The organism is Actinomadura soli (assembly GCF_005889715.1).
GTDB classification, from domain to species: Bacteria; Actinomycetota; Actinomycetes; order Streptosporangiales; family Streptosporangiaceae; genus Spirillospora; species Spirillospora soli.
Genome location: NZ_VCKW01000094.1, coordinates 22,165 through 29,262, shown reverse-complemented (window position 1 = coordinate 29,262; position 7,098 = coordinate 22,165). Strand labels below are relative to the sequence as shown.

5 protein-coding genes are annotated in these 7,098 nt (G+C 71.8%); 4 read left to right on the top strand and 1 reads right to left on the bottom strand.

Annotation, left to right across the window (positions count from 1 at the left end):
* The 4 genes from ETD83_RS19460 to ETD83_RS19445 form a co-directional block, all read left to right on the top strand.
* On the top strand, positions 1 to 2,653 hold a 2,653-nt coding region (locus ETD83_RS19460; protein ID WP_138646562.1), incomplete at its 5' end, for an AAA family ATPase.
* Positions 2,654 to 2,901: 248 nt separating this feature from the next.
* Entirely contained in the window at positions 2,902 to 3,093 is a 192-nt protein-coding gene (locus ETD83_RS19455) for a hypothetical protein (RefSeq protein WP_329602899.1), read from the top strand.
* A gap of 417 nt (positions 3,094 to 3,510) precedes the next feature.
* A complete protein-coding gene (locus tag ETD83_RS19450; RefSeq protein WP_138646561.1) occupies positions 3,511 to 4,128 on the top strand; it encodes a DUF47 domain-containing protein in 618 nt (205 codons plus the stop codon).
* Complete coding sequence (locus ETD83_RS19445; protein WP_230421024.1) at positions 4,125 to 5,336, top strand: inorganic phosphate transporter; 1,212 nt, start codon at positions 4,125 to 4,127, stop codon at positions 5,334 to 5,336. The genes ETD83_RS19450 and ETD83_RS19445 overlap by 4 nt, the downstream gene beginning before the upstream one ends.
* A 42-nt stretch (positions 5,337 to 5,378) precedes the next feature.
* On the opposite strand, the gene ETD83_RS19440 is transcribed toward ETD83_RS19445, so the two are convergent.
* Complete coding sequence (locus ETD83_RS19440; RefSeq protein WP_138646560.1) at positions 5,379 to 7,058, bottom strand: bifunctional metallophosphatase/5'-nucleotidase; 1,680 nt, start codon at positions 7,056 to 7,058, stop codon at positions 5,379 to 5,381.
* Positions 7,059 to 7,098 lie beyond the last annotated feature (40 nt).

Here is a 7,098-nt window from a genome sequence, read left to right as displayed (position 1 = left end):
CGGCTTCCCCGTCCCGACCTCGATCATCGCCGGGATCATCGGACGCAACCGGGCCCGTGCCACGGCCGCCTCCCCGACCGCCACGCCACCGCCCAACCCCGTGCCGCCGCAGCCGACCCCGTTCAGCATGCAGAGCCAGCCCGGGATCGCCCCTGGTACGCCTCCGCACGCGCAGAGCCCGCCGTCCGAGCCTGATCGTCCGTTCGTCCAGCCGCCCGCCCAGCCCTACGGCCAGGCCGCGGCCAACCAGGCGGCCAACCAGATGGCCGCCAACCAGATGGCCGGACATGGACAACAGGCCGCGTTCGCGGCTCCGGACCCGTTGATGAGCGGCGCCACCCCCACCGAGGAGGACCGGGACGAAGGGAAGGTCGCGCCGCCTTACACGGAGCTCGGATTCCAGCGTCCGGGTGCGGTGCCGCCTATGCCCGCGCAGAATCTTGCGCCTGCGCAGGGTGCTTCTCCTACGCCGCCTCCGCCTGCCGCGCCTGAGCGGCAGCCCGGCGGCTTCACCCCTCAGGAAGAGGGCGGGTCGGACGAGAACTTCGTGCCGCCGTACACCCATCTCGGCTACCAGCCGTCCGGTGCCGCTCCGCCGCGTCAAGGGCCGCCGCCGCCGTCACCGAACGTCTCGCAGCCCCCGCCGAATCCTGTTGCGCCTCCGGAACCGCAACAGCAACAGCAGCAGTATCAGCCGCCGCCGCAGGCCCCTGCGGCGTTCGATCCGTACGCCACTCGTATGGAGGATCAGACGGGATCGCCGCAGGCAGGGGCGGCCGGTCCGAGCGGTCCGGGTGGTCCGGGCGGTCCGGCGAGTCCGCCCGGCACGCGGATTCTCGGGCCCGGCGACCTGGAGGACGGCCCCGCCCAGCCGCCACCGCCCGTTCCCGGAGCCGGGCCGGGGACGAAGGTCATGTCCAAGACGATGGTCGGCGACTTCGACTTCCTCGACGACACGCCTTCGCCGGACCAGCCCGTCCACGAGATCCCGCCCCCGAAGGACCGGAGCGAACGCCGCGTCCTGGAGCGCTTCGGCTTCGGCTTCGTGTACGGCGACCACGACGCGAGCGAGCTGCTCGCCGCCGTCCGCCGGCAGGTCCAGGAGTGGGACGCGCCCGGCGGCGAGGGCGCCGAGGAGACCCGGGTGGACGGCGCGCCCAGCTCGATCAGGCCCGGGGTGCCGGGCGTGCTGCTGGTCGGCGGGCCGCACTGCGGGCAGCGCAGGCTGTCCCGGCTGATCGCGCTGACGCTGGCGAACGCGGGCCTCGGCGACGGGTCGATCCGCGCGCACGACGCCGAGGACGTCCGGGACGCGCCCGCCGAGCGGATCGGGCAGATCCTCGCCCAGCCCGGCCCGGTGGTCCTGTTCGAGCGCCTGGACGTGGCGATCGCGGGCGCGCCCGACCCGGGAGCGCTCGTCGGCGCGGTGCGCCGGGCCCGCCGCGACCCCGTCAACACGACGCCCGTGATCGCGACGTGCGAGCCGCAGGCGTACAAGCGGATGCTGCGCGAGCATCCGAAGCTCGTCCAGGCGTTCCGCGTCCACCGGCTGCCCGACTTCAGCGACCTCGACAACCGCATGATGCTGCTGCACGTGCTGGCCGAGGAGCGGCGCGTCACGATCGGCGCGTCGGCGATGGAGGTCGCCCGCGAGGACCTGAACCGGCTCCGCGGGCCGGGCGACCTCGTCAACGCGCGGCTGGTCGAGGCGTACCTGGACCAGGCGGCGCAGCGGAACATGGAGCGGGCCGGGGCGTCCCACGACCGCCTCGTGCTGACCCCGGACGACCTGGCCGGCGTCGCGGAGGGCATCGAGCCGGCGCTGCGTCCGCCCGGCGACATCGACGGCTACCTGCGGCAGCTCGAACAGCTCACCGGGCTGGAGGACGTCAAGGCCGCCGTGCACGAGCTGGCCGACGAGGCCGGGCTCGCCGCCGACCGGGCGCGCTATGGCGTGTCCAGCGGTGAGGGCCGGCACCTGATCTTCGTGGGGCCGCCCGGGACGGGCAAGACGACCGTCGCGGGCCTCGTCGGCGGCATCTACGCGGCGCTCGGGCTGCTGGAGTCGGGGCATGTGGTCGCGTGCCGTCCCGTCCACCTGGCGGGACGCGACCGGGCCGACACCGAGAACCGGGTCGCGAGCATGGTCGAGCAGGCGCTCGGCGGGGTCCTGCTCATCCAGGAGGCGTACCGGCTCGACCGGAGCCCGCCCGTCGTGGCCGAGCTGCTCCGCCGCATGAACGCGGGCGGCGCCCGGTTCGTGGTGGTCTGCTCCAGCCCGGCGGCCGAGATGGAGGGCTTCCTCGCGGGCAATCCCGCGTTCCGGGCCGAGTTCGGCCGGGTCGTGGAGTTCACCGGGATGGGCGACCGCGACATGGTCCGGCTGTTCCAGAGCTACGCCGAACGCGACCTCTACGTCCTGGACGAGGAGCTGCGCGTCGAGCTGCTGAGCCGGTTCGAGCGGCTGCGCGGCGACCCGCAGTTCGCCTACGCCCGGACGGTCCGCGCGCTGTTCGAGCAGACGGTGGCGCGGCAGGCCGCCCGGCTCGCGGGTGCCGACGTCAACGCCGCCACCGTGGCCCGGCTGACCGCCCGCGACCTGCCCGAGACCGCGCTGGAGCAGATGCTCGGCGACTTCCGTCCCGGCGGCTGACCGCCCCTGACCCGTCCGCGGCCGCCGATCGGCCGCCGCGCGACTCTCCGGAGGATCGCGACATATGCATCAGACCGGCCTCGGCTGGGAAGGGTATGAAGAGTCGCCGGGAGCCGGTGCCTAGATCGTTCAGGTGGGCGTCCCCCGGATCGGCAGGGTCACGGGTGGCCCTCGAATGGCCCTCTTGGGTCATGTGCCCGTCCTGGCGGGGCGCGTAGCCTCGACCTGGGTGTGGGGAACGAACGGAGGTGGACGCGGTGCGCCAGAACCTCGATTTGCGCGTCCACGACCGTGTTGCGCTGGACGAGATCGAACTCTATGCCGAGATGCTCAGCGCGGTGGCGGCGGCGGAACGGCCGCTGACCGTCGCGGAAATCGACATGGTGCTCGGAATACGGTCCGACGAAGCCGGTCGTCGCGAGCTGACGCCACGGGACTGAGGGCGGTCCCAGGGGGGTCCGGGAGGACGCTCTCCCAGCTGGAGAACAGAGCAGTCGCGCGCAGCGGACCGGGGACGCCGATCACGGCGTCCCCGGTCCGTCTTACCCGCGGCCGACGCGGGCCCCGGCACGCTTCCCCGGCACGGCCGACTCGCCGCCGTCCCGCCCGCCGACCCGCCGTGTAACAAATCTCACTTATGATCTTGACGGGCGCTCCGCGCCGGCCCGTCCCGAGCCCCGAAACGGCGGCCGTCCCCGCAGATACGGGGCGGACGGCGGGTATGTCCCTCATGATCCGGGGCAATCTTGGAAGTGAGAGGATGGAGGACACCAGCCGAAGCTGGGGCAAAGGTTCTTTTTACGGCTGGTAGCGCCTACGATCCTCTGCGGACTGTTCCGGCACATCAGGAGAACGACGTGCGCTTGCGTCTCACGCCGCGTGAGGACAGCTTCTACGACATGTTCGCCGACTCGGCGAACAACCTGGTCACCGGCGCCAGGCTGCTCGTGGAGCTCATCAGCGACGGTGCCGACCGGGCAGCGATCGCGGAGAAGATGCGCGCCTGCGAGCACGCGGGCGACGAATGCACCCACGCGATCATGCGCCGGCTGAACGAAACGTTCATCACGCCCTTCGACCGCGAGGACATCTACCGGCTGGCCTCGACGATCGACGACGTGATGGACGAGATGGAGGAGGCGGCCGACCTCGTCGCCCTCTACGAGATCGACGAGTTCCCCGCGGGCATCGTCGACATGGTCGAGGTGCTGGAGCGCGCGGCCGAGCTGACCGCCGAGGCGATGCCGAGGCTGCGCTCGATGAAAGAGCTCAACGAGTACTGGATCGAGATCAACCGGCTCGAGAACCAGGGCGACCAGGTCTACCGCAAGCTGCTCGCCAAGCTGTTCAGCGGCGACTACGACACCCTCACGGTGCTGAAGCTGAAGCAGGTCATCGACCGGCTGGAGGACGCGGCCGACGCGTTCGAGCACGTCGCGAACACGGTCGAGACCATCGCGGTCAAGGAATCATGAGCGTGCGGGACGAGCCGCAAGGCCCGCGGCCGCGCGGTCCCGCCGCCCACGCCGTGGGCGGACCCGTCGGCGCGACGCTGACCAAGGACGAGGCGTCCGCCGCCGAGCCGACGCTCGGCGAGCAGGTCCGCCGCGGCCCGGCCAGGTTCTGGCCCGTCCTGCTGCTGGGCTTCCTCGCGGTGATCCTCGCCGGGGCCCTCGGCCTGCGCTCGGACGCGCAGGCCGCCGTGCTGATCCTCGTCGTCGTCATCGCGCTGCTCTTCGACTACACCAACGGCTTCCACGACGCCGCCAACGCCATCGCCACCTCGGTGTCCACGCGGGCGCTGACCCCGCGGGCGGCGCTGCTGATGGCGGCCGTCATGAACCTGATCGGGGCGCTGCTCGGCGTCGAGGTCGCCAAGACCGTCAGCGAGGTCATCACGCCGCCGACCGGGCTGCACGGCCTCACCGTGGTCGCCGCGGGCGTGCTCGGCGCGATCACGTGGAACCTCATCACCTGGTACTTCGGGCTGCCGTCGTCGTCCTCCCATGCCCTGATCGGCGGGGTCGTCGGCGCCGGGCTCGCGTCGGCGTCCACGGTGAGCTGGAGCACCGTCATCGAGAAGGTCGCCATCCCGATGGTGGTGTCGCCGGTCGTCGGGTTCTGCCTGGCCTACCTGGTGATGGTCGCCATCCTGTGGATCTTCCGCCGCGCCAATCCCGGCCGGATCGCCCGCCGCTTCCGGATCGCCCAGTCGCTGTCCGCGGCGTCGATGGCGCTGGGCCACGGCCTGCAGGACGCGCAGAAGACGATGGGCATCATCGTCCTGGCGCTCGTCACCACCGGCCACTCCGACGGCCAGAGCGTCCCGCTGTGGGTGATCGTCGCCTGCGCCGGCGCCCTGTCCCTCGGTACGTACGCCGGAGGCTGGCGGATCATGCGGACGCTCGGCCGCAAGGTGATCGAGCTGGATCCCCCGAAGGGCTTCGCCGCGGAATCGACCGCCTCCATGATCCTGTACGCGACCGCCTATATCTGGCACGCTCCAATTTCCACCACGCACACGATCACGTCCTGCATCATGGGCGTCGGCGCCACCAAGCGGCTCTCCGCCGTACGCTGGGGCGTCGCCGGAAACATCATCACCGCCTGGGTCCTCACCATGCCCATGGCCGCCTCGGTCGCCGCCGCCGTCTACTTCGTCGTCCACTTCTTCGGGGCGTGATCAGGCCCGCCGACCCTGGGGGCGGCGGGCCATCGCGCGGGATTACTGGACGGAGATGCGGTTGAGGGGTGGGGGTGCGATGGTGCCCTGGGCGGCGAAGTAGGCGACGAAGGCGTCCAGGTCGATGGGGCCCAGGACCTGGTCCTTGCCATCGGTGAAGACGGAGAAGCCGTCGCCGCCGCCCAGGAGGAAGTTGTTCGCCGCGACCTTGTAGGTGGTGGACGGGTCGACCGGAGTTCCGTCGATGGTGATCGCCGAGACGCGGTCGCCCACGGGCTTCGCGCGGTCGATCGTGAAGTGCAGGTTCGCCGACGGCTGGAGGATCTTCTCGCCCGCGGACGTCCACTGCTGTTCGAGGAGGGCGTCGACCTGCGCGCCGGTCAGGGACACGACGCCCATCACGTTGCTGAACGGCTGGACGGCGAACGCCTCGCCGTAGGTGACGACGCCGTCGCCCTCCGAGCCGCTCGCCGCGTAGGTGAGGTCGGTGCGGACGCCGCCCGGGTTCATCACCGCGACCTGCGCTCCCAGGCCCTTCATCGAGGCGAGCTGCGCGTCCGCGATGACGTCGCCGAGCGCGGTCTCGCCCGCCGGGGACGGGGCGCGGGTGAGATCCGCGGTGATCTTGCCGATGGGCTTGTCGGCGATCTCGGAGACGCGGTCCTTCCAGGTCTGGACGAACCGCTCCGTCGCGGGGTCGGGCGCGATGTCGCGGGTGACGACGTGGTTGTCGCCCTTCAGCGACGACCGGACGATGTCGCCGGACCGGCGGTCCACCTGGAGGTTCACCTCGGTGATCACGCGGCCGAAGGACGAGCCGGACGAGAACAGCCGGGGCTCGCCGTTCGGGTCCTGGACCGAGCAGAGGTACTGCTGGTGGCTGTGCCCGGACAGGACGACGTCGATCTCCGGGTCGGCGTCCTTCGCGATGCGGGATCCGGCGCCGGGCAGGACGCCGCATTCGTCCGGCCGCGAACCGGCCCTGACCTGGTCGCCCTCGTGGACGAGCAGGACGATCGCGCGGACGTGGCGCCGCCTCAGCTCGCGGGCCGCGCGGTTCGCGGCGGCGACCTCGTCGACGAACTCCAGGTCCTTGATGCCCTCGGCGGTGACGATGCTGGGGGTCGTCTTCGTCACGACGCCGATGATGCCCACCCGGACGCCGTTGACGTTGCGGATCGTCCACGGCTTCATGGCCGGCCGCTGGTGCCTCTTCTTCAGGACGTTCGCCGCGAGGTAGTCGAACCTCGCGCCGCGCCACGTCCCGGCGGGGGAGCAGCCGTCGACCGGATGGCACCCGCCGTTCTGGATGCGGAGCAGCTCCTGGTAGCCCTCGTCGAACTCGTGGTTGCCGACCGCGGAGGCCGTGACGCCCACGTCCCCGAGGAACTGCACGGACGGTTCGTCGTGGTAGGCGGCGGAGATCAGCGGCGAGGCCCCGATCAGGTCGCCCTGCGCGAGGGTGAGGGTGTGGCGGTTCCGCAGCCTGGTGAGGTGGGCCGCCACATAGGCGGCGCCGCCCGCGAGCACGGTGTCGCCGTTCTCGTCGATGGCCCTGCCGGAGCTTCCGGACGGCGGCTCCAGGTTGCCGTGGAAGTCGTTCAGCGCCAGCAGCCGCACGGCCGCCGTCGGGGCGGGCCGCGCCGCCGCCGGTTGCGCGGCCAGGCCCACGACCGTCAGCGCCGCCGCGGCGCAGGCCAGGATGGTGCGTCGTCGAGTCATGCTGCGGACGGTAAGTGCGCCCGGCATACGCTTCCCGGCG